The organism is Labrys sp. ALF-8, assembly GCF_059699065.1.
The window spans coordinates 3,515,713-3,539,122 of record NZ_AP048537.1 but is presented as its reverse complement, the minus strand read 5'-3'; the positions used below and the strand labels follow the sequence as shown (position 1 = coordinate 3,539,122).

Genomic DNA, 23,410 nt, shown 5'->3' with positions numbered 1-23,410 from the left:
ACCCTTCCCCTGTCGGGTAGGGGTTAGCCCTTCGTATTGGATCAGCTCGGCGATGGATACCTATTCCGACCATTTTCCGCGCTAAAATCTGCTGCTTAAATCCCCGGCGGCGGCGCGCCCGGCCGGAATGGCGATGGCCAAGGACGCCAAGTCTCCGAGTTTCGTTCTCGCGGTCAACACCTCCGCCTGGCCGGAGGGGTTGACGCCTTGGAAGGTCCATAGTTCCTTCTGAGATGGGGCCTGGCGCGAGACGCCGGCGGCAATCGGAACAAGACGCCGTGATGCAGGGCATTCGCTTTGACGATGGGTATCGCAACGTGCCGGAACGGCGCATCATCGACATGCTGCTGCTGAAAGGCTGGGCCTACGAAAGAGGCAGCGCCCAGGCAGAAGCCGCGACCCGCGAGGCGCTGGAGCGCTGGATCGGCCTGGGGCTTGGTGTCAGGAGTCAAGGCAAAGCCCGTTTCTTCGATCCGGTCGAGGTCATCAACTTCCTGAAATGGGCAGGCGTAAACGGGCATGACGACTTTTGGCGCGAGCGCTATGTCACGACCGAGCGACGCCTGCTCGAGGATCTCGCATCCTCCGGAGATCATGAAACCTTCAAGGTCGGCTTCCAGCGCAGTTTCCATATCCGCGAAGGTGCCGACCGGGCCCGGCTGCGCATGCCCCTCCCCCTCGAGAGCAGCCATCTCAAGGATCTCGTGGTTTCGCCATTTGCGGAGACAGCCGGAGATATCCGCCTGGATGTGAGCTCCGGCCGTCTCGAAGCTCGCGTCGCGGGACTGCGCCCGGGAGACCTCACCATCGGCGCGGAATTGTCATTCACGGCCCTTCGCCGCCCAGACGGCGCAAATGAACGGCCGAGCGCGAAGGAACTGGAGCTGTACAGCCGCCCCAGCGAGGGCCTCATCGTCGTTTCCGATCGCATCCAGGCGCTCGCAGGGTCATTGGCGGCAGACGCTCGCGAGCCGATCGATGTCATCCATGCCTTCTGGGACTACATCCTCGACAATTTCATCGTCGCTTCGATCCACTACGATCAGGTCGATGTCGATGCGCCGGGCGATTGGGCATTGGAGACCGGCTGGTGCGACTGCCAGCTTGCCGCCGCGCTTTTCGTCGCCCTGTGCCGCGCCCGCGATATTCCGGCCCGGCTCACCGGCGGCTACATGCTTTATCGCCTCGCCCCCGCCAATCACTACTGGGCGGAAGCCTGGCTCGACGATCACGGTTGGACTCCGGTGGATTTCGTGAGTTGGGACCTGTCGATGGGCGGTCGCGACCCGGCCTGGCGAGACCGCTGCTTCGCGAGCCTCGCCCCCCGCATGACGACGCAAGTCATGCCGCTGGCCTTCACCGGCTCGCTGGGCCTCCCGATGCCGGCGGATTTTATCGTCGTGCCCGTCGCGAAGGGGAGCGGCTTCGAGATCTCGCTGTCCGGCGCCGACGGTGCTCCCGTCTACACCGACCACCTGCGATTCGGGGACTGACCTATCTTGGCGCCTTCGTCACTGCGCCGATGCCACCGGCTGCAGGCGATCGGTCATGAATTCGACCGATCGCCGGAGTGCGGTGCGCCCGGCTTCCGCTCCAAGGTCGAACTGAAATCCATGCATGACCTTGGTCGGGCTGTCCTCCGGGAAGAAGAGGCGATCGACCGGCACCCCGAGGCGGCCTAGCTTCTCGGCAAGGGCATAGGATTGGGGCGCGAGCGCATCGTCGTTGCCCGACGAGACGAATGTCGGCGGAAAAGCTGCCGTTACATGGTTGAGGACCGAGAATTGATAGACTCTCGGGTCCGTCATGAAGTCCTTGGTTCCAAAGTAGGACCAAAGCACCCCCGTCCGGCCGAATCGGGCCAGTTTGACGTCATACATGCCGCCATGCAGGACCATGCCCCGCAACTCGGAGGGTAGAATGGACGGCACGATACCCATCTCCGCCGCGTAGGGCGGCGCAGTGATGACGACACCCACCTGCGCGGCGATCTGGGCACCCGCAGAATCGCCCGCCAGAAACAGCCGCGAGGGATCTATGTGCAACTGCCCCGCGTTCTTGCTGAGAAAGCCAAGCGCCGTATTCACCTGCCTGACGGGCGTGGGATACATGGCCCCCGGCGCGAGCGTGTAGCCCACGCCGATGGTCGTGAACCCTTTTGATGCCAGGATCTTGAGATAGTTCGAAACGTGGTCCTTGCTGCCGGAAATCCACGATCCGCCATGTATCCAAACCACCGTCGGCAGGCCACGACCGTTTTTCTCCTCACCCGAGGGATAGTATACGTCGAGGCGGGCGTCGCTGTCGCTGGCATCGTAGCTGATGTCGAGGCGGGCGGTCACATCTGACGGGACATATTTCTCGAGGGCGCCATTGGTCACCACACCCCCTTTGTCCCAGCCGCGTCGGAGCATGAGGGCGGAGGGCCAGGGGCTGAGATGGAAAGCCGCATAGCCGGCGATCACCAACATCACGAGTGCCGCCGACAAGCCTGAGGCCCAGATAATCGCCTTCTTCATCGCACAGCCGCCTGTCAATTATGTTTGTTAAAACCTATCTACAATATATCTTCTATATTAGAGCACAATTATTACAACTAAACCACGAAATATTTCTACAAGTATTGCGATAAATTAATGCTTAATCCTCACGTGAGGAAAGATTATATTACAAAATTTCAATATCTATAGGATCTCTTTAGCTCGCCGGGTCATTCAAATATCAGCCCGAATCTTTACGCCATGCGCCATTGCATAAAGGCGAGGATCGGGGCGCTAACTCGCGCGCGCCATCAGGATCACGCCCGAGACGATCACGACGAGGCCCACGACGCGCCCGGTATGTATCTGCTCGCCCAGCAGCAGAATGCCGGCGAGAACGGTCAGGACGATTCCCAGGGCAACGCAAGGATAGGCCTGCGACACATCGATCCGCGCAAGAACGAGAAGCCAGACCACTGCACTCAGGCCAAAGGCCACCAATCCCAGCACGACGAGCGGATTGAAGGCTATGGCCATAATCACATCTCTCAGATCGGACCGGTTGGCCATGGCAGCCTGCACCGGCCGCGCGGACATCCCCAGCTTGAGCAGGATCTGGGCGGTGGACGACAGCAGGACGCTGACGAGAACGAAAATGATTGTCGTGAATTTCATGAGGCGGGGCTTTCTGAAGCTGCGAAGACACAAAGCTCGCCGAACCGGGCGACAGGGACTTGGGTGCCGGGCTGCGGACAGCCATCGACGACATAGGCGATGCCCTCCCGGGAGGCGTAGTCCAGGCGCTCGGGCAGGCTTTGCAGTTTCTTGACCTCGGTCAATCGGTCCTTCCAGGTCGAATAATAGGCGGGAGCCCACATGACCGCGGCTCCTCCGGGCGTGAAGATCCAGGCCCGTCGATGCGCGAAATACTGAAAGACCTCCGAACCCTCGAAGAGCCTGTCCTGATACTCGTCCGATCGGGAAGAAATCTGTTTCGTGCCGCGTGAGATGCCAGGAGGCATGAGGAAGACCGCCTGGGAGGGGGTCTGCGCCTGTGCCCACTGCCCCAGGGCCTGCCATTGGTCTCGCCCGGCCAGGGCCCGCTTCTCCCAGACCGCGACGCCGTAGACATGTACCGCGACGAACAGGCCGGCCGCCAGCAGAAGACCGGATGCAATCCAACGGCGCCAGGAGAAGGCGGCGGCGGCCGGCCAGATCCAGCGCAGGAGCAGCAACGGGACGAAGAGGACCAGCATCGTCTTGAACGTGCAGGACAGCACGACGAGTGCCGGCGCCCATAGGAGGCGGTCGGCTTCATCCACGGAAAACATCCATCTCGTGGCCAGCGCAGCGATCGTGATTGCGGACAAGAGATGGATGGTGGAACTCGACCGTAGGAGATGCAGGTCCAGCAACATTCGGCTGTCGGTGATGAAGGGAAGCAGGGCCCCCAGGATCCAGACCGTGGCGGCTCCCAGCAGGGCCGGCATCAGGAACGCGCCGCGCACCCGCAGCATCGCGGTGGCGACGATGCCGCAGCCAAAAATGATGGCAAGCTGAAGAATGTCCTGGCGCGGAATCGACCACACGAGAAAATGAAACGGATAGAACTCCTCAAGGAAGGAGACGTAGTCGAAGGCCGATGCCCCGCTCGAATATGGATTGGTCGCGATATTGTAGATGATGGGAGAAGACAGAATCGCTGCAACGACGAGCCCGATGACCACCTGTCGCATGAGCGCGCGCGGACTCCACTCCCCGTTGCGCCATTGGCGCCAGAGAATGAAGAGCAGCGGCACGGCGGTCCATACCGCAATGAAGGCATTGATGAAGAAGGTCACGCCGTTCATGGCGAACGACAGCGCAATCCTGCGTCGGGCGGCCCAGGCAAGCGCCAGGAGGGTCGTCCCATTCGCGAGTTCCGACTGCGTGAAATTGTCGATCAGCAATCCGCCGCCGCCGGCCTTGGAAACGCCCTGGAGGATCGCCGACAATGCCAGGAGCACCGTGAAGGCCAGTTGCTCCCTGCGACGGCCGATCCCGAGCAGCTTGGCCCATTCGAGCATGCCGACGAAGAGAAGCGTGCGCGAGACAATCTGGAAAAGGAACAGAAGATAGTAGACCCCGTCGCCATGCAGGCGGCCGGAAAGCAATTGCCAGAATCCGGATGAGTAGTAGCGCAGGCTCTGAATGAACATGTCATTCGAGAACTGCGGTTCGTCATAGAGCCCCGTGAGGATGGGGAGATGATAGTAGTTGTTCCCCCAGCCTCCGATATAGCCGGACATGAGAAGGGAGACGATCGTTCCGAATAGCGCAATTCCCAGGTAGGAAAGGCCATTCAGGACGTCATGGGTCGGCTGGGGTCGCTCATCCGGCATCGCAAGAGACTGAGTCATGTCGGTCAGATCGATGCCAGGACGACGATGACGGAAAATGCCACCGCGATACGGCTGGTGCGGTCGCGCAGTGCCCAGATCACCGGGTCGTCATGCATGTCGCGCCTGTGGGCGACCATCAGGGCGCGGGCCAGCAGGAATAGAAGAATTGGCGACAGGATCCACAGGCCGGCGGGATGGCTGTACATCGCCTTGACCGTGTCCGAGGTGATGTACAGCGTGAAAACGGTCACGGCATTGGTTCCGCAAGCTGCCGCAAGCGCCGCCAGGATGAACAGATCGTCCTTGCGATAGGCCCGGCTGCTCGATTCAGGCAGGTTGTTGTCGAGCCGCACGAGGAGTTCCGTATACCTCTTGATCAAGGCGAGGGAGGTAAAGGTGAACAGCGAAAAGGCCAGGATCCACTCCGACAGGACGATCCCCGTCGCGACGGCCCCGCCGATCATTCGTATGGTGTAGAGCAGCGACAGGCCCACGACATCGCCGAGTTTCTTGCGCTTCAGCCAGAACGAGTAGCCGGTCGTCAGGACGATGTAGCCCGCCAGCGTGGCCGCGAACAGAAGCGGCAGGAAAAGGCAGGCAGCGATGGCCCCGAGACCGAGAATCGGAATTGCGGCCAGGGCCGCATGCGCGGAGAGCTTGCCGCTGGCAAGCGGACGATCCTTCTTGGTGGGATGGCGCCGGTCGTCGCTGAGATCGACCAGGTCGTTCAGCAGATAGATGGCGGACGCGGCCATGCAGAAAGCGAAAAAGGCCAGAAGGCTTTCCACGATCGTGCTGACGTGAAACGCATGAGCCGTAAAAACGGGCAGGAAAACAAGGACGTTCTTCGAATACTGATGGACCCTGAGGGCTCGCCGCCAGACCTTTATCGTTGGCTTCGAGCTTTCCAGTTCGGTCGCATCGCCGAGGCTCCTGAACTCCTTCAGCGATTTCGCATCCAGGCCCACGGCATAGCGGTGCCCGGCATGCCGCCAGATCTCGAGGTCGCTCCGATGGTTGCCGATATAGTCGAATCTGCCGTCGCCGAACTTCTCGACGAGGAGGCGCGCCTTGTTCGCACCGGACAGGTTGTGGTTCTTGTCGCTCGCGAAGACGCCGTCGAAGACACCGAGATGCTCGGCTATGGCATGGGCGAACCGCTCGTTGGCGGCCGTGGCGAGGTAGACCTTGCGTCCCTGTCCGCGAGCCTCTTCGATCAAGGCCAGAACCGTGGGATTATAGGGAAGCGTCGCCACATCGAACTCGACCTGGGACGCCAGGGCCTGCTTCAGATGCGAACGGCCACGCAACAGCGACGAAATCAGGGAAGGCAAGCTGGCCGGATTCCGGCCCACACAGCTGAAAAACGACTCTATGAGCAGGTCCGACGCAATCAACGTCCCATCCAGATCCACGACCAGTGGATTGGGGCGAACCTCGCCCGGCGATTCTACAACTTGCATTTTCACACCAATACTTATGATTGTTTAATGTAAGTGTCGGAATCGTGACAATATGCCGGTCACTATTCCCCCAGCCATCGATTTATCATAGCAAGGAAAGCGACGTTGTTAAAGCAACAGATCGAGGCCGGCATTAGTACTTTTGATGGAATTTAATTCCGACTTTAGGCTCTTCCGCTCTCATGAGGATGATAGTAGCGACCGGTCGGTCGCGAGGCGGCGAAGGAAAAAAGTCTTCATTCGCAGCGAATTCCCCGTCCGAACTTATTTGCGGCGAACTCTACTCCTATTTGCCACCCGTGGGCGAGCAATCCCCTCACTATGAAATCGGGGTCGCAATCGGCAATGTCACGATAGTAATGCACTCGACTATTCGACGTCGATTTTGCGAGTACGGACAGAAGTAACAATTGAAAAGCTTCGAATGCTGGAGGAAATCATGCCTGCCATTCCGCTGAGGGTTTACATCACGCCTTTTGCCGAGAAGAGCGTCAGGGAGGACGAGAAGTGGAGCAGCGATGCGGCGACGGAATCACTGAATGTGGTCAATGCGATCTGGGCTAAGGCCAACGTCACTTTCGTGATGAACGAGTGCATAGTGGACAAGCCGCTCGACATGGCAAAAAGTGTCCGCAACAACGATCAGCGCTTGCTCGACGTGCTCACTTCCCGGCATGCGCCGGACAATCTGGTGCACATCTACCTCGTGAACCCGATAGAGAACCTCGTCGCCGGGGGGGGCTCCTACGACAACGGCGATCCCGAGCCTGCCAGTTTCGTACAGTGGTATTACAACACCGCGGCCAATGGCAGGGCCTGGGCGCATGAGCTCGGCCACCTGATGAGCCTGGATCATGTCGAGGTCGATTATGCCGACGAGAAGCAGGCAGCGCTCCGCAGCAATCTCATGACGAAGGGGTTGAGCACGGGCAGGGATCTCACCAGCGCACAGATCGCCAGGGTGAAGAGTTCCAAGCTGGTCGGTCGATTTGCCGGCTGATGGTTTCGTCGCAGCCGGCTTGCAGGCGAGTTCCGGGCCTAGAGGCCCCTGGAACCCGATGGTGCTATTCCCGAGACAGGAAGGTGCGGGTTGTAACGGCCGACACGCGCTGCGCCAGCCTGACCTTGTTTCCTTCGATGGCAGCGACCTGGCTCAAGTCGAGCAAGAGCTCCTCGGGATCGATAGCTTCTTCCGCTTTCAGGCGAATGCGGCCGCCCTCCATTCTCTCGACGAAGCCGACATGCTGGTCATTGGCGTCGACGACCTCCATATTCTCCTGAATATCCATCTTCCTCTCTCCGATCGGCTGGCGTGATGTTTTTCAAACGCCGGGCCGGACGGGCGGTTCCGTGCCGCCGGACGTTTTGAGGTGCGGCGACGTCGCCAGCCATGGCGGGCTTGGTCGCATGGACGCCGTGATGGGAATGTGCATGATGCTCGCAGACGTTGTCGTGTCGATCTCGACAGGAAATGCTGAGGAGAGGGCAATGAACTTCAAGATCATTGAAGGTGGAAATCCGGCCACGCCCGAGCCGATTCAATTCAACAATTTGGCCGCCGTCTTCGCTAATCTCGACGAACCCTCGCTCGCAGAGCAAATCATCCGACGAAACGAAGGCATGCTGTCCCCCGGTGGTGCCGTGGTGGTCGATACGGGTGCGCATACCGGCAGGTCGCCGAAGGACAAGTTCGTGGTCCGTGAAGCGGCCACTGAGGACAAGGTCTGGTGGGAGAACAACAACGCCATCAGCCGGGAAGCCTTCGACAAGTTGCTGGACGACATGCTGTGGCACGCGACCGGCAAGGAACTCTTCGTGCAGGACCTGCGCGGCGGGGCCGACCCGGCGCACAGCGTGAATGTCCGCGTCTACACCGAATACGCCTGGCACAGCCTCTTCATCCGGAATCTCCTGATCCGCCCGCCCGCCGCCGACCTCGTCGGTTTCTGGCCGGACCTGACGATCATCGACCTGCCGTCCTTCAAGGCCGATCCCGGCAAGTATGGCATTCGCTCGGAGACCGTCATCGCCTGCGACCTCGTCAACGGCATCATCCTGATCGGCGGCACCGCCTATGCCGGCGAGATGAAGAAATCCGTCTTCACCTATCTCAACTACACCCTTCCCGAGCGGGCCGTGATGCCCATGCACTGTTCGGCCAATATCGGCGCGGACGGTGACGTGGCCGTCTTTTTCGGACTCTCCGGAACCGGCAAGACCACGCTTTCGGCTTCTCCCGAACGCGCTCTGATCGGTGACGATGAGCATGGCTGGGGCCCGGACGGCGTCTTCAATTTCGAGGGCGGCTGCTATGCCAAGACCATCAAGCTCGATTCGGATGCCGAGCCACAGATCTACGCCGCCACGCAGCGCTTCGGCACGATACTCGAGAACGTCGCCATGAATCCGGTGACGCGCCGGATCGATTTCGACAGCGCTGCCAGGACCGAGAACACGCGCGCGGCCTATCCCCTGCATTTCATCGAGAATGCTTCGCCCACGGGCCGCGGCGGCCAGCCTGGGACCATCGTCATGCTGACCGCGGATGCCTTCGGCGTCATGCCGCCGATCGCCAAGCTGACGCCCGATCAGGCGATCTATCACTTCCTGTCCGGGTTCACCGCCAAGGTGGCTGGCACGGAGCGGGGCGTCACGGAACCGCAGCCGACCTTCTCGACCTGTTTCGGAGCTCCGTTCATTCCGCGCCATCCTTCCGAATATGCCCGGCTTCTGCGCGAGTTGATCCGCGAGAACGACGTCACCTGCTGGCTCGTCAACACCGGCTGGACCGGCGGCGCCTTCGGCACCGGCAGGCGCATGCCGATCCAGTGGACGCGCACGCTCCTCTCTGCCGCTCTCGACGGCACCTTGGCGCGGGGCGGCTTCCGCACGGATCGCCATTTCGGTTTCAAGGTGCCCACGGCGGTCGCAGGCGTGCCGACCCATGTGCTGGACCCCTTCAAGACCTGGGCCGATAAGGCTGCCTACGAGGCGCAGGCGAAGAAACTGGTCGGCCTCTTCGTCGAGAACTTCCGAAAGTTCGAACCCTATGTCGACAAGGACGTCCAGGCGGTGATGCTGACGAGTTGATGGTCCGCCAGGCTTCGCATGTCGACCAGCCGGCATTCGTGAGAACGAAAGGCGTCAGGCATAGGCCATCCAGCCGCGGAAGCTGAAGGCGGCGTAGAACAGGCCGACTTTCGAGAAGCCGGCCTCGCGCAGGATCGCTTCGTCCTGTTCTGGCGTGAGAATATGCGTTTGCGTATCGATTGCCGAGCGAGCGTTCGCCGCCTTTTCGGGGTCGAGGCCGGAGGCGATCAGGAATGCGGCATGTCGTGACAGCCAGAACTGGCGCTCGCCTTCATCCTGCGGAAAACTGAAGTGGACGATCACATAGGGTGCACCGGGCTTGAGGCGGCGGCGGACTTCGAGGGCCGCGTGTCGCCGCTCCTCCGGCGCCAGGAAATGCAAAGTCAGGAGACAGGCGGCTGCATCGAAGGGTCCATGCGGCGCGCTGTCGATATAGCCATGGTGCAGGCGCACGCGGGGCGCAAACGCCCCGAGCGTCTGCGCTGCCAGCTTGAGCATCTCGGCTGACGGGTCGATACCATCGAAGCTCCAGCCCGAATGGGCCTGGGCGAATGTCCTCAGTTCCAGCCCGCCTCCGGCGCCGAGGACCAGAACCCGCGCATTTTCGGGAGCACGCTCAGCGAGCAGAAGCGTCGCCATCGTTTGCATGGCGTGATAGCCGGGCACGAAACGCGGCGGCCCATCGGCGTAGCGGGCGACCATCTGGGGATCGGAGAAGGGGTCCATTGATTCGTTCACGTCGCTGGCTCAAGTCGTTTCGCGCCGCATGGGGCGACCGGCCGTCCACGATTGGCACTCCGCAACGGCTGCGCGACATGCCAGGCGACTCCGCGCGCGGGATCCGGCATCGAACCGACGCAGTCACCGATGGGGTTTGCCTCAGGGTGCATGAAAGTTCCCAGGATGATGAACTGCACCACGGGCAATAATGCGCTCGTGGAAATCCGTGCTCAGCATGGCGAGCGTCACTTGCCCAAGGCGCTGAAGCAGCAGCGCCTCGGCATCCTCGAAGGCCTGATCGAGGGCGGCATTGACCGCCTGCTCGACGAGGCAGCCGGGCGTCTCCACCCGGTTGCCCATGGCCAGGAGCACCGGGCGGCCAAGCGCAACATAGATGTCGTACATCGTTACCTTGGAAAGGTCGCAAGCCAGCGCCCACCCGCCGCCATGTCCCTTTTCCGACCGGACATACCCTTGGTCGCGCAGGCCGGCCATGATGCGACGAACCACAACCGGATTGGTGTCGATCGCCTTCGCCAGCACTTCGGAAGTCACGGGCCCGCCCTCCTCCGCCATGTGCAGCAGGACATGAAGCACACCCGACAATCTGCTGTCTCGTCTCATGCAACATACAATGTTACATGACTTCGGTGTGGTCAAGCCTTTGGATCGCGCGGCGTCTCACTTTCCTGCCGCGGGGATGGTCAGGAGGAGCCGGCAACTCGCCTGTGTCTCACGCCAAAAGCCCGCCCCTTCCTGACCGCGGAACGACAGGGCGGCCCACGGGTTTGGTTCGGATGGCACTGTGATGAAGGAAGGTCTTGTCATCCCTGCAAAGTCCAAGGCTCAGCAATAGGCGGCGGGTGCCGCACTCGCCGCCAAACGCGGCGATATGAAGTCGAGGGAACTCAAGGGTGCTCCGAAGGAAATGGCGAAGTCGATGAGTGAAGAGCTTGAAATATGGCTTCGCCCAAACGCAAGGACAAACCCGAACATATGACGAAATCCCATTGACGGCGCGGTCTCGGCCAAGGGACACACTCGATATTGAAAATACTGTCGCGTGGAAACGAACTGCTTCTGCCGCGCTGGAAATAGGCATTATTCGACTGGAACAGGGGGCAAGTGCACGATAGCTGTGCGATGCGGCAGGGTGTTGCTCAGTCAGCGCGAGTAGATGGACACGCCAGACACGATGGGCAGTGTTTTCATCGTCACATAGCCTTGTAAAAATTGCGGTACTAACTAAAGTCGCTGGTTGTCGGGTGTCGGTGATTTTTCACAAGCTCAATATTATCGTGACTTGATCGCGGCACACCGGGAATTCGGGATCGAAGGCCATGACTGACGCACGCAATACTGGTGCGCCCGTTACGTAGCCAACTAAGGGTTCATTCTCGACCGATACGGCGGCCGTTTCGGCGTGCCCGGAATGGCTCAATACCGGCCACGGGGGCGTTGCGGAATTCGATTCCAGCGGGTTTTTGCCCTGCCGTCGAATCGGAGGCTGGACGACGCCGTTATGAAGACTGCCTGGAACTGCCATCCGTCTCAGAATTCTCATTGCAGTTATCGCGTTCATGATTACCAGACGAACCCTTTTCCTGGCCGCTCCAATACTTGCCGCGCAGCCCGTGGCAGCGGCTGCGCAAGTCGAAGACTCCCCCGCGGCTCCGCCGGCCCAGGGCGATATCGACGCGATCCTTGCGCGCCAGGCCCTCGTGGTCGCCACACCGGCGTTCCAGTCCCCACCCTTCTTCGAAACAGTGGACGGCACGCTGCGTGGCATCGATGCCGAGACCAGCCAGAAGCTCGCGGAGGCGCTTGGCGTAAAGCTGGTGCTTGACAGGAGTGCGCCCACCTTCGACAGCGCCGTCACGCTGATCCAGCAGGGCAAGGCCGACATCGTCGTCGCCAAGCTGAGCCGAACCCTCGCCCGGGCGCGAAGCATCGGCTATTCGCGTCCCTATGCGCAGCTCAGCCACGCCCTGATCATCAATCGCGTGCGCTTCGCCATCCTTTCGAACGGCCGCCAGCCGGAGGAAGTGGTGCGAAGCTTCGACGGTGAATTGGGCGTGATCGGCGGATCCTCGTTCGAATATTACGCACGGGCCAATTTCAGCAAGGCCCGGGTAAAGACCTTCCTCTCCTGGCAGGAACTGGTCGCGGCCGTGCGTGACGGCCATATCGACGCCGCCTATCGCGACGATCTGGAGATCAAGCGGCTGCTCCACGAAGATCCCTCGCTCACCATCGTCGCACGCTCCGTCACCCTTACAGACCTGACCGATACGATCGCGATCGGCGTGCGACGGGATTCACCCCACCTCCTGGAGTTCATCAACCTGTTCCTTGAGCTGTCCGGGCGCGACAAGCCCATGACTGCCGACGAACTCGTGAACCGCTACCTGCGCAAGGCGTGACCCGATGAGCTCCCTGCCTGTTTCCGAAACACAAAAGCAATCCGGCTGGAACATCTCCCTGCGGCGGATTTCCCAATCGCCCTGGACGGTCATCGGCTCGGTCGTCCTCGGCGCCCTCTGTGGCGCCTATCTGCCGGATTTTGCGAAATCGCTGACGCCGATCAGCGATGCCTATCTCAACCTCCTGAAGATGGTCGTCCTGCCGCTGATCGTGTCGGCAACGGTGTTCTCGATCAAATCGATGACGCGGGATCCGCAGACGGCCGCCTATCTCTCCCGGGTCGTGCTCGCGATCGTCGTCGTATCCGTGGGAACCGTCTTGATCGCCGGCGTGGCGACGCTCCTGCTGAAGCCGGGCGTGATCGACAACGTGCAGGACCGTATAGAGCTGGGCACCGTCCTCAACAGCCGGGGCAACATCGGCACGGACCTCCAGATGACGCTGGCACCGCCCAGCCAGGCCGCGCCCAGCGAAGGCGTGTTCTCCGGCCTGCTGGAACTGATCCCGAGCAACATCTTCAATTCGCTGTCGGTCGGCAACACCATGCAGGTACTCGTCTTCTGCCTGCTGTTCGGCATCGGCATCGGCCGGGTGCCGGCCGCGACCTCGATCAGCTTCGCCAACGCGCTGGAAACGATCTACCGCGCCTGCCTGATCATGACCGGCTGGTTCAACGTCCTGCTGCCCTTGGCTTCCTTCGCCATCATCGCCAGCCAGACCGCCTCGACCGGCATCGAGCCGCTGATGCTGATGGTCGGTTTCATCCTGACCTTCTCCGCCGCGACCGCCATCATCATGGCGCTGTCACTGCTGGTGGTGTGGCTTCGCGGCGGCGAGAGCCTGTGGGCCATCTTCAAGGCACACCAGCCCCTCTTCATGATCGCCATCGCGACGCGGTCGAGCACCGCCAGCATTCCCTGGATCATCAGCCTCGTCGGCGAGCGCCTTCGCTTCAACCGGGTCGTCGTCGAGATGCTCGTGCCGCTCCATGTCACCATGCTGCGTGCCGGCCCGATCCTGCTGTTCGTATGCGGCTCCCTGTTCATCGCGCAGCTCTACGGACGATCCCTGAGTGCCGGCGATTTCGTCTATATCGCAGGCGCATCGATCTTGGTCGGCATGACCACCGCCGGCATGAGCGGCGCGGTGACGCTTTCGCAGATGGCGATCCTCTGCGCCCATCTGAAGCTGCCCTTCGAGGCGCCCTTCGTGCTGTTCCTCACCATCGATGCCCTCACCGACACGCTTCGAACGCTGACGATCGTCTCGACGATCGCCGCCGCAACGGCCGCGATCGCGCCCAGGGACCAGGCGCAGCACCCGGTGGACGAAAGCGAGGAATTCGCCCTCAACGTGCCCGAGCCGGAAGCAGTCCGATGAACGGGCGACTGCTTCGTCCGCGCCTTGGCGTCATCGGAGGGCTCGGACCTCTCGCAACGGCCGATTTCTATCGCAAGACGATCGAGGCAGTCCCCGCGGCGAGCGATGCCGATCACATCCCACTCATCATCCTGAGCGTGCCGCAAATACCGGATCGTTCGCGCGCCATCCGCGAGGGTAGCGACAGGCCCCTCCCCTGGCTGATAGAGGCGGTGGCGATGCTCAACGGCCTGAACGTCGAGATCATCGCGATCGCCTGCAACACCGCCCATCACTGGTATGACGAGCTTGCGCGTGGCTCCGAGGCGGACATCGTCCATATAGCGGACGCTGCGATCGCCGAATTGCAGCGCCGATACGATGGCGGCAGGGTCGCCGTCCTGGCGACCCGCGGCACGCTGAGTTCGGGGTTCTACCAGAGCCGCTTGCGGGAAGCCGGCCTCCACTGCGCGAATCCCTCCAGGCCGACCTTCCAGCTTGCCGTCGACGAAGCGATCCATATGGTGAAGATCGGCAGGCTCGCGGAAGCAAGAGCCGCCTGTGCAGCAGCCTTCCAGAGCTGCGTGGACGACGGATTGGGAGCCGCGATCCTCGCCTGCACGGAGCTGCCGATCGCGGCGGAAGGCATCGTTCCCGAAGGCATGCAAGTCATCGACAGCACACTGGCGCTGGCGCTCGAATGCGAGCGGCGACTTCGCGGCACGGCCAGCGTTCGGAACGCGGCCATATGATCGCAGCCCGGAAGCCGCCGATATACGGAAGGCTGATTTCGGCGGGCATTCATCCGGCCCAGGAAGCGCCGGCACGGCGGTCGCAACCTGTCCAAGCCACCTGATACACTTTACAACCTATCCAATACTCTAGAATTTTGTACGCGCCGTTACGACCTAGGACTGGCAGCTAACGACCTCCGACCATAAACCGGGTACCTCATTTGGCATAGCAAGTGTACCCGTCCATCAGGTCCGACCATGAATATGCCCGTCCAAGTCCATACACCGGCATCCGCCTTCCTGGGAGCAATCCCTCTTTCAGCTCCTAAGCCGGAAGGCTCGGGCTCCTCGACCCTGGAGCAGCCCCTTTCCCCCTATGCCAAGACTGCGCAGACATCGGTTGCCGTCATTTGCGAGAGCCGCATCTTCGGCACCTGCCTTACGCGGTGCCTGCAGGCCATGGCGTCCGACTACGACGTGCTCTCCCATGACAACCTCCGGGCGTGGCTAGACGGTGCAGCCGCCAACTCCCACGGCATCGTGCTGCTTTGCGCGACCGGCCAGAAGGCAACCGCCACCGCCATCACGCAGGATCTGCACGAGATTCAGCAGGTCGCGAATGGCACCAGGGTCATCATCGTCTCCGACGTCGAGCAACCCTCGCTGATGATGGCGTCGCTGACGGCCGGGGCGAAGGGTTATGTCACGATGGACATGGATCTCGACGTCGCCCTGGGAGCGATAAGGCTGGTCGACGTCGGAGGCTGCTTCATTCCGGCGAGCGGCATCATGTCGGGCCGAAATGCGCAGGCGACCGCTGAAGCGCCGATGCCCCGGTCGAGCGGATTCTCCGATCGCCAGCTCGAAGTGCTCGAACTCGCCCGCCAGGGCGATCCGAACAAGGTCATTGCGTACAAGCTGAATCTGAGCGAGGCGACGGTCAAGGTGCATCTGCGTAACATGATGCGCAAGCTGAAGGCCAAGAACAGGACCGAGCTGATCTTCAAGAGCAATGAACTCCTGGATCTATACTAGAGCCTTTTTCAGGCCTCGGCCGTAACGGGGTTTGCCGAGCGCCGAAGTCAGATACGCTACCCTCAACAACGAACACGCAATCGCATGGCTTGCGCGACACCGATCTGGCGGCGCGCGGAACCGCGCACCCGCGCGCGCGTCGAGACATGCAATAGAACCGAACCCGGACCTTCCAACCATGAAGCAGGAAACCTCCTTCTCGCTCTCTTCCAACCGTGTCGCACCTGGCGCTGCCCGGTCCAACAGGGGTCGCATGCCAGCGATGGAAGCAGAACATCAGCTGATGTCCATGCTCGCCTCCTCGGGTCCGATGTCTCCCGAGGCGCGAGCGGAACTCGAGAAGAGAATGAGCTGGTATCAGCGCCAGGGTGGCCTTCACCACGCCGGCCTGGTCGCTTTCGGACGATAGGCTTTCTTGCAGGCTGATACGCCTACCATCCCCCATCCCCGCTGCAGAAGCCACGGCGCGCGATTTCAAGGCCCCTTGGACGATACCGCCCGTGCCACGATGGCAGCCAGGGGTTCAGGCCGGTGCAACAGGTAGCCCTGGCCGAATTCGATACCCATGCCGCATAGAGTGTCGAGCACCTCTCGCCTCTCGATTCTCTCCGCCACCACGCTGCAGTTCAGACTCTTGGCAATACGTGCAATGGCCGAGACGACCTCCTGATCGAAGCGGCTGTCCACGATATGCTCGACGAACGAACCGTCGATCTTGATGGCATCGACGGGGAAACGCCTCAGATATTCGAACGAACTCATGCCGGTTCCGAAATCATCCAGGCTTACGCGGCACTGCCTTTCACGCGCCTTCCGCACGAACTGCACGGCCGCGCCGAAATTCGTAACGGCGGCGGTCTCGGTGATTTCGAAGCCGATTCCCGAATGGGAGGCGCCGGTGTCCTCCACCACGCTGTCGACGAAGTCCCAAAGTTGAGGATCGCTCAATGTCTGGGCGGACAGGTTGAAGCCGAGCGTTATCGCATTCGAGCTTACTGCGTCGCCAAACTGGGAGAGCGCCTTCCTGATGATCCAGCGATCAATCTTGGAGGCCAATCCGAACCGTTCGGCCGCCTTGACGAAATCCCCCGGCGGAATGGACATGCGATTGCTGCCGGTCAGCCGGGCCAGGACCTCGACATGGCGGCAATCCTCCCAGGCCCTGCCGAGCAGGTGCACCTGCTGGCCGAACAGTTCCAGCCGGCCCTCTTCCATGGCATCGACCGTATCGGCGGCCACCCGCGACGAATTGAGCTTCCCAGACCCGAGAGGGGGCTCTGCGGAGAAAACGGCAAAACGGTTGCGGCCAGCAGCCTTCGCGGCATAGCAGGCATCGTCTGCATTGGTGAGCGCGTCGGAAACACTGGTGCCCTGATCAACCACCGTGGCGATACCGATGCTGGCCGCCAGGCTGCGCGAGGCCAGGGCCTGTCCAAGATCCGCACTGCGAACGGCGGCAAGAATTGCTCCGGCGAGGGTCTCAGCCTGATCCGTATCGCAATTCGGCACGATGAGCGCAAATTCGTCTCCGCCCAGCCGGGCCGCAAAGGCAGTCGGCGGCAGGCAGGCGACGAAGCTCGACGTAACGTTCTTCAGTGCAAGATCACCGGCGGCGTGGCCTGCATAGTCGTTGAGTGCCTTGAAATAATCGAGATCCATATAGAGAACCGCGAGCGGAAGCGCAGCGGGATTTGAAATCTGGTCGGAGATGAGTTTCTCGAAAGCCGCACGGTTCAGGAGCCCTGTGAGCACATCGTGCCGAGCGGCGAATGCGAGCTCCTGTTGGCGCTGCTTCTCTTCCGTGATGTCGCGCACGGTGCCGAGAAGCTGGCCTGCCGTAGGCCCATCCCCGATAAAGCGCACCAGCGATTCGAGATGACGGATCTCTCCGTCCCTTCGGACGATACGATACTGCACCGCCACGACACGACGATGTTCCAAGGGCTCCAGATGGGCCTTCATGGTGCCGTCCCGGTCCTCCGGATGAAGGAAGGACTGCCAGAGATCCTCCGCCACTTCGTCCGTGTCGGATTCGATGCCGTAGATCTCCCGCGTGCGGGCATCCCAGTAGCTCTTGGAACTGTTGAGATCATGATGCCAGATGCCGATGCCGGTGGCCGCCAGCGCCAGCCTCAGCCGCACATTGGCCCGCTCCAGCTCGGCCTCCGCTTCCTTCTGCCTGGTGATGTCGGTCTGGACACCCATGACCCGCAGGGGGCGTCCGGCGCTGTCACGCTCGACGATCCCGCCTCGGTCCAGAACCCATACCCATCCGCCGGACTTGTGCCGCAAGCGAAGTTCGGTCTCGATCGTATCGGTCAGTCCGGCAATGTGGCGGTCCCCGCTGACCAGCGCATGCTCCTTGTCCTCGGGATGCGTCAGTTTTAGCCAAAGATCCGCTGTCTCGGTAAGCTCATTGTCTCCATAACCGAGCATTCGTGACCAGGTGGGGGAATAAACGCATTCGCCGGTCTGCAGGTCCCAGTCCCATACGCCCAAGCGTGCTCGTTCAAGAGCCAATTCCAAGGCTTCAACCGTGCGAGATCTACCCTTAGTCATACCTGTGCGCATTTCCCCCGCCAGGAACATTGTGCACAAACCAGACTCGTTGCACAGCATTCATCGGAGAAAATCTACACTTTGTACTGGCTCGCACCAATGATCTTCTGCCGCGACGACAGCCCGGAATGACGCATGCCCGCGGAGGGGTCGGCGTTCCGCCGGTCAGGAGGAAAGGCAAGTCGCGTCAAGCGACACCCACAGATCCGCCAGCGACAAAGAGCATACGTTTTGCCGGCCCGTCACTGCGGCCGTGTCGTCAAGAAGCGAAAGCGTGAAGAGAGGCGTGGTGGAGGCGGCCGTTGCGCTGATACCAGCCCAGTGCCTTCTCCATCTCCGCCCGGGCAGCCGGCGGAAGGGACCCAGCCGCAAGCATGGACATTAGCTGATGCTCCGCCTCCATCATCGGCGCGCGTGAAAGGCCCGGACGCTTCATCGAGGTGACGCGATTGGAGGAGAGCGAAAATGAACTTGCCTGCGTCATGATTATTGCTCCACTGCGGGGTCCAGGGCCCCACACTAAGGCGTAGGACAGAGCTTCATCACCCGATGTGCAAAAAAGCACATTTTAAAATTCAGAATTACGCCGGCTTATTGCCTATTACATAATCACAAAAATTTTTTGAAATCTAACAAAAATTCTTAATGCGAACTTCAAAAAGAACAAACTATCAATGTATTATATATAAAATTCCATCTATGCTGCCGGAGATATCAAAAATTCAGCACTGTATTCACTAGATTTTATTTCGATAGGCCGACGAGTCACGTTGAAATACATGATGGCAAGAACACCAACCACCACCATGGTGATAATCATCAGTCCGATAGCTGCATTTCGTGTCATAGGAGCGCTTCCAGCCCTTCCGATTCCGACCCCCGACAGATCTAATATTATTATCGGACATCATGGCAACATGAAAAAATAAAATTATATTCTTGACTTACCGATTTCAATAATTCGAACGACCCGTCACTTAACCAACTGGCGAATAAAATAGCCTCTCCTTTCTCGATCGAGTATCTCGGCGAGCAAAGAAAGTTGCATGAGATTTGGAAGTCTTGCGTGCGCCCGGAAACGAAAAAGAGAACCGTTGCCAACTTGCTTCCGGAGCTAAGGGTGGGAAATTGGAAGCTGGGCTAGAAGGAGAAACTGCCGGCGACTGCGCTCAATGGCGCCAGTGCACAGCTCCGCCCGTTGTGGAATCGACGTCGAGCAAATCGAACTGGGCTTCTTCCAAGGCACGGACGAATGCTTCCCGTGCCTCCTGCGTTGTTGCATCCCCCGCGAGAGCCCGCTTGCACACGCGGCAAGCCTGACCATGCTCGGCGCCTTCGACTCCGGGCCACTTATGCTCAAGGAAATAAAGGGCGGCTTCGGTATTTCCGACATGGCTGGCCACGCCCGTGCCACGGGAAAATAGAACCGCGCCCCTGAAAGGATGCATCGTCATCGTCTCACTCTCCCATCCCATGAAACGGGTCGAGAGGTTTACGGTTCCTTGCCGCGTGGCAAGATATACAAAAAAAGGATGCAGGCTAGCCCCTGTCCGGCAGGTTTTCGGAAAAAGTGGGCGTATGGGTCGCCCGAAGGCTTGCTTTATGCCCGGAGGCTTGCGCCGGGCAGCAATTTGGCCAAGTCACGGCAGCAAGTCGATACGGCAAGGGTAGGATGGCAAATATACGCCATGCGTATCGCGCCTCATGCTCACCGGGAAATCCGCGCCATGCTCGCGGACGCTAAGCCAGAGGACGGTACCAGGATGAAGGAGTGCCCCTCCGGCCAGAACATAATGCAAAGGGGAGGAGACGCGAGTCTCCTCCCCTAAACGGAAGTATACTATGGTGATCTATTTTTCAGGACGCGCGTTCACAAGCCAGCTCTACGCCTAACCACCCCGAAAATGGAGCAATAACCGGTAAAAAAGGCCCACAAACCCTAAACGTCCGCCGCGCGCGCTTGATTGAGATCATACCTCCCGGCAGTCTTTTGTCTAGCGACGGAGGATACTCCTTTCGGCGCAGAATCATGCCGGCGCCCTCCTCTTATGGAGGCAGCCGGGCCCTCCTGCACCTTTCTCGCAGCCATGGGCGCCAAACCGGCGCGGGTAGGCGCTCCAGCCGTATTTTTGTACGCATTGTTACATCTTAGGAATTACAGCTAACGACCGTCTCACGCTCCTCATGTACCAATTGACCTACGAGAAGCATCCCAAGCCAAGGTCGATTATGAATATGTCCGTCCAAGCTTACACCCCCTCGCCGACCTTTATGGGAGGCTTCCCTCTTCCCGCAACCGACGCAATCCCGCCCGTTCCGGCGCCGCGCACGGAAACCGAGAGGACGTCGATCGCCGTCATTTCAGAGAACAGGATCTTCCGTACCTGTCTCGCCCGGTGCCTGCAGACGATGACGAAGGACTTCGAAGTCTCGTCCTACGACACCCTGCAGGAGTGGCTGGACGGCGGCGAGGAGCATGCGACCGGCATCGTGCTGCTGTGCGCGACCGGCCAGAAAGCGACCGAGGCAGCCATTCGGCAGGGTCTCAACGAGGTCCAGCAGAATGCAGCCGACGCCCGCATCATCATCGTTTCGGATGTGGAGCAGCCGAGCCACATGATGGAAGCCCTGACGGCAGGCGCCAAGGGTTTCGTGACCATGAATACCGATCTCGACGTCGCCTTGGGCGCCATCCGTCTGGTCGACGTCGGAGGCACGTTCATTCCCGCAAGTGGCCTCATCTCCGCCCGCGCTGCCCAGGCGACCGCACCAGCTGCCGGACCGAAGACGGCGGGCTTCTCCGAGCGTCAGCTCGAAGTCCTCGAACTTGCACGCCAGGGTGATCCCAACAAGATCATCGCCTACAAGCTCACGATGAGCGAAGCGACGGTGAAGGTTCATATCCGCAACATGATGCGCAAGCTCAATGCGAGGAACCGCACCGAACTGATCTTCAAGAGCAACGAGTTGCTCGGCCTCAGCTGAGACGGCAACGGCACGGCGCTCCCAAGAGCGCCACTCCGCCCTTGCCCATCTTGCCAATGCGACAACAAAAAGCCGGCCATCTGGGCCGGCTTTCGATTCTGGGGCCTGCCGCGCCCGACGTGCCAGCGCCGGGATGCCCCCTCACCTCACCAAGGACAGTGGCCCCTCCCACTGCGCGCGAAGGCTCGACTGGCGCCGCAGCAGATCCCGGAACTCCGACGCGGGAACAGGCTGGCTGAAGTAGAAGCCCTGGAATTCCCTGCACCCTTTCTTGCAAAGCCACTCCAGCTGCTCGAGCGTCTCGACGCCCTCTACGACGATATTCATGCCGAGCAGCTTGCACATCGAGATGACCATTTCGGTGATGGCCTGCTTGTCCTTCATGTTGGCGATGAAGGATCGGTCGATCTTCACGCAATCGACCGGAAAATTCTGGAGGGAGGCCAGGTTGGAATAGCCGGTGCCGAAATCGTCGATCGACAGGCGAACGCCGAGCTTCGTCAATTCAGAGATGACCTGAGTGACCGTGCGATCCTTCTCCATGATCATGGATTCCGTGATCTCGAGTTCGAGGTCGCCGGGACGGCAGCCTGCGCGCTCGATCGCCCGGGCAATTCGCGCAACGATATCCTCGTTCTTGAACTGCCGGGGAGACAGGTTCACCGAGACCACGATGGGAAAACCGTTCTCGCGCCAGCGGAGTTGCTCCTCGAGGGCTACCGCCAGCACCCAGTCGCCGATCTGCTCGATCAGCCCGGTTTCCTCGCACAACGGGATGAAATCCAAAGGCTCTATCAGCCCCCTCAGCGGATGCCTCCATCGGATGAGCGCTTCCGCGCCCACGATGCGGAAGTCGTCGGAGACGCGCGGCTGGAAGAACAGCTGGAACTCGCCTTCCCGGATGGCACGCTGGATGTCCGATTCCAGTTCCATTCTGTCCTGGACCTGCTCCTGCATGCCCAGCGAGAAGTAACGGAAACAGTTCCTGCCGTCTTCCTTCGCCTTGTACATGGCAAGGTCGGCACTCTTCATGAGGGTGTCGATGTCGTTGCCGCTCTCAGGGAAGATGCTGATGCCGACACTGGGCGTGACGAGCAGGGACCGCCCCGCGATACGCAGGGGGATCGACAGCGCCGTCAGTATGGTGGCCGCGACCGTCTTGAACTGATCGCCATCATCCTCCTGCTGCATCAGGATGAGGAATTCGTCACCGCCGAGGCGGGCGACCAGCCCATCCCTGCCGACAACGGACCGCAACCTCTGGGCGACCTCGATGAGCACCTCGTCGCCGACGGAATGACCGAGGGAGTCATTGATCGTCTTGAAGCGATCAAGGTCGACGAAGAAGACGGCAAGACGCTTGTTCTCGGCACGCGCCAGTTCAAGGCGGGCCGAGTAGTCCTTCAAAACGGAGGTGCGGTTGGGAAGTCCCGTCAGCACGTCGTGATAGGCGAGGAACTTCGCCTTCTCTTCCGTATCCTTGAGATCTGTGATGTCCACTTCGCTCATCAGCATCGCGGGGGAACCCGTGACCGCGTCACGGCATTCACGCGCCGTGACTTCGTGCCAGCGAATGCCGCGTGAGGTACGTGCTCGGATGACGATGCGCGCCTCGCCTCTCTGCACAAGGGTCTTGCGCAGCATCCGGTAGTCGCTCGCATCCACGAAGCGGGTCTCAAGAGACTTGTCGGATACGGCCCAAGTGCTGCGGGCCGCCGGATTCTGATAGAGGAGGGCGCCTTCCTCGCTGTAGAGCGAGATCATCATCTGCGTGTGCAGGAGCGCTTCCGCGCTTCGCAGGGCCTCGGGCGTCTCCGTAACGTTGGCAAGTCCCTCGCAGAACATCGCCATGCGCCCGTCAGGCAGACGGATGCCCGTATATTTCACCCGAAGCGTGGTCGGCTCGCCGGCTGGATAAATGGTCCAAAGCTCGGAAAACGACGCGTTGCTGCGAACGAAATCTTCCTGATACTGCCGCAGGCGCCGGGAAACCGAGGCCGACATGTCGGCCTTCATGTCGCGCGCGGTCAATTCGGCAAGACTATCCGCCCTCCACACGCTGAGAGCAGCCTTGTTGGCCCAGAAGATGCGGCTCTGATCGATGTCGAAGATCCACGCGGGCGTTCTGAGCCGATCCATCAAAGGCAGCTCATTGGCGAAGCCGATGGTAAGCTGTGTCG

20 protein-coding genes and 1 pseudogene are annotated in these 23,410 nt (G+C 60.6%); 10 read left to right on the top strand and 11 right to left on the bottom strand.

Going from position 1 to position 23,410, the window contains the following annotated elements; genetic code table 11:
- Window positions 1-281 precede the first annotated feature (281 nt).
- On the top strand, window positions 282-1,493 hold the full coding sequence (locus AC6H34_RS16265; protein ID WP_448151335.1) for a transglutaminase-like domain-containing protein: 1,212 nt from the start codon (window positions 282-284) through the stop codon (window positions 1,491-1,493).
- Window positions 1,494-1,511: 18 nt separating this feature from the next.
- Here the strand turns inward: AC6H34_RS16265 and AC6H34_RS16260 are convergent, their stop codons facing one another.
- The 4 genes from AC6H34_RS16260 to AC6H34_RS16245 all read right to left on the bottom strand — a co-directional run bounded on the left by AC6H34_RS16260 (window position 1,512) and on the right by AC6H34_RS16245 (window position 6,324).
- Window positions 1,512-2,519 (bottom strand): alpha/beta hydrolase, encoded by a 1,008-nt coding sequence (locus tag AC6H34_RS16260; RefSeq protein ID WP_497539418.1) that lies wholly within the window; start codon window positions 2,517-2,519, stop codon window positions 1,512-1,514.
- A gap of 255 nt (window positions 2,520-2,774) precedes the next feature.
- Window positions 2,775-3,155: an SMR family transporter gene (locus AC6H34_RS16255; RefSeq protein ID WP_448148869.1), complete on the bottom strand. Its 381-nt coding sequence runs from the start codon at window positions 3,153-3,155 to the stop codon at window positions 2,775-2,777.
- Window positions 3,152-4,879: a hypothetical protein gene (locus tag AC6H34_RS16250; protein WP_497539417.1), complete on the bottom strand. Its 1,728-nt coding sequence runs from the start codon at window positions 4,877-4,879 to the stop codon at window positions 3,152-3,154. Before AC6H34_RS16250 ends, AC6H34_RS16255 begins: the two co-directional genes overlap by 4 nt.
- 5 nt (window positions 4,880-4,884) lie before the next feature.
- Window positions 4,885-6,324 (bottom strand): UbiA family prenyltransferase, encoded by a 1,440-nt coding sequence (locus AC6H34_RS16245; protein WP_497539416.1) that lies wholly within the window; start codon window positions 6,322-6,324, stop codon window positions 4,885-4,887.
- Between the two features lie 439 nt (window positions 6,325-6,763).
- On the opposite strand from AC6H34_RS16245, the gene AC6H34_RS16240 reads away from it, so the two are divergent.
- Complete coding sequence (locus AC6H34_RS16240; protein ID WP_448148872.1) at window positions 6,764-7,324, top strand: zinc metalloprotease; 561 nt, start codon at window positions 6,764-6,766, stop codon at window positions 7,322-7,324.
- Window positions 7,325-7,388: 64 nt separating this feature from the next.
- Here the strand turns inward: AC6H34_RS16240 and AC6H34_RS16235 are convergent, their stop codons facing one another.
- A complete protein-coding gene (locus AC6H34_RS16235; RefSeq protein ID WP_448148873.1) occupies window positions 7,389-7,613 on the bottom strand; it encodes a DUF2171 domain-containing protein in 225 nt (74 codons plus the stop codon).
- Window positions 7,614-7,812: 199 nt separating this feature from the next.
- Here AC6H34_RS16235 and AC6H34_RS16230 point away from each other — a divergent pair, with 199 nt between their 5' ends.
- Window positions 7,813-9,414, top strand: a complete 1,602-nt coding sequence (locus AC6H34_RS16230) for a phosphoenolpyruvate carboxykinase (RefSeq protein ID WP_497539415.1) — start codon at window positions 7,813-7,815, stop codon at window positions 9,412-9,414.
- Window positions 9,415-9,468: 54 nt separating this feature from the next.
- Here AC6H34_RS16230 and AC6H34_RS16225 read toward each other — a convergent pair whose 3' ends face one another.
- Window positions 9,469-10,140 (bottom strand): class I SAM-dependent methyltransferase, encoded by a 672-nt coding sequence (locus tag AC6H34_RS16225; RefSeq protein ID WP_497539905.1) that lies wholly within the window; start codon window positions 10,138-10,140, stop codon window positions 9,469-9,471.
- A 153-nt stretch (window positions 10,141-10,293) separates the two neighbouring features.
- Entirely contained in the window at window positions 10,294-10,758 is a 465-nt protein-coding gene (locus AC6H34_RS16220; protein ID WP_448148875.1) for an RrF2 family transcriptional regulator, read from the bottom strand.
- A gap of 202 nt (window positions 10,759-10,960) precedes the next feature.
- Here AC6H34_RS16220 and AC6H34_RS16215 point away from each other — a divergent pair.
- From AC6H34_RS16215 to AC6H34_RS16190, 6 genes and pseudogenes are all read left to right on the top strand, one after another.
- A pseudogene (locus AC6H34_RS16215) lies at window positions 10,961-11,148 on the top strand (DUF3008 family protein).
- A 566-nt stretch (window positions 11,149-11,714) separates the two neighbouring features.
- Window positions 11,715-12,557, top strand: a complete 843-nt coding sequence (locus AC6H34_RS16210; protein WP_497539414.1) for a substrate-binding periplasmic protein — start codon at window positions 11,715-11,717, stop codon at window positions 12,555-12,557.
- 4 nt (window positions 12,558-12,561) lie between these two features.
- Complete coding sequence (locus AC6H34_RS16205; protein WP_448148877.1) at window positions 12,562-13,938, top strand: dicarboxylate/amino acid:cation symporter; 1,377 nt, start codon at window positions 12,562-12,564, stop codon at window positions 13,936-13,938.
- Entirely contained in the window at window positions 13,935-14,669 is a 735-nt protein-coding gene (gene cuyB / locus AC6H34_RS16200) for a cysteate racemase (RefSeq protein WP_497539413.1), read from the top strand. Before AC6H34_RS16205 ends, cuyB begins: the two co-directional genes overlap by 4 nt.
- 240 nt (window positions 14,670-14,909) lie before the next feature.
- On the top strand, window positions 14,910-15,686 hold the full coding sequence (locus tag AC6H34_RS16195; protein ID WP_448148879.1) for a response regulator transcription factor: 777 nt from the start codon (window positions 14,910-14,912) through the stop codon (window positions 15,684-15,686).
- A 178-nt stretch (window positions 15,687-15,864) separates the two neighbouring features.
- On the top strand, window positions 15,865-16,095 hold the full coding sequence (locus tag AC6H34_RS16190; RefSeq protein WP_448148880.1) for a hypothetical protein: 231 nt from the start codon (window positions 15,865-15,867) through the stop codon (window positions 16,093-16,095).
- 65 nt (window positions 16,096-16,160) lie between these two features.
- Here AC6H34_RS16190 and AC6H34_RS16185 read toward each other — a convergent pair whose 3' ends face one another.
- From AC6H34_RS16185 to AC6H34_RS16175, 3 genes are all read right to left on the bottom strand, one after another.
- Window positions 16,161-18,245 carry an EAL domain-containing protein gene (locus tag AC6H34_RS16185; protein WP_448148881.1) on the bottom strand — a complete coding sequence of 695 codons (2,085 nt, stop codon included), beginning with the start codon at window positions 18,243-18,245 and terminating at the stop codon, window positions 16,161-16,163.
- 259 nt (window positions 18,246-18,504) lie between these two features.
- The gene (locus AC6H34_RS16180) at window positions 18,505-18,729 is read right to left on the bottom strand and encodes a hypothetical protein (protein ID WP_497539412.1); all 225 of its coding nucleotides are present in this window, start codon (window positions 18,727-18,729) and stop codon (window positions 18,505-18,507) included.
- A gap of 685 nt (window positions 18,730-19,414) precedes the next feature.
- Entirely contained in the window at window positions 19,415-19,693 is a 279-nt protein-coding gene (locus AC6H34_RS16175) for a DUF982 domain-containing protein (RefSeq protein ID WP_497539904.1), read from the bottom strand.
- Window positions 19,694-20,480: 787 nt separating this feature from the next.
- Here AC6H34_RS16175 and AC6H34_RS16170 point away from each other — a divergent pair.
- On the top strand, window positions 20,481-21,230 hold the full coding sequence (locus tag AC6H34_RS16170) for a LuxR C-terminal-related transcriptional regulator (RefSeq protein ID WP_448148884.1): 750 nt from the start codon (window positions 20,481-20,483) through the stop codon (window positions 21,228-21,230).
- Window positions 21,231-21,371: 141 nt separating this feature from the next.
- Here AC6H34_RS16170 and AC6H34_RS16165 read toward each other — a convergent pair whose 3' ends face one another.
- A complete protein-coding gene (locus tag AC6H34_RS16165) occupies window positions 21,372-23,369 on the bottom strand; it encodes a putative bifunctional diguanylate cyclase/phosphodiesterase (RefSeq protein ID WP_448148885.1) in 1,998 nt (665 codons plus the stop codon).
- Window positions 23,370-23,410: the final 41 nt, after the last annotated feature.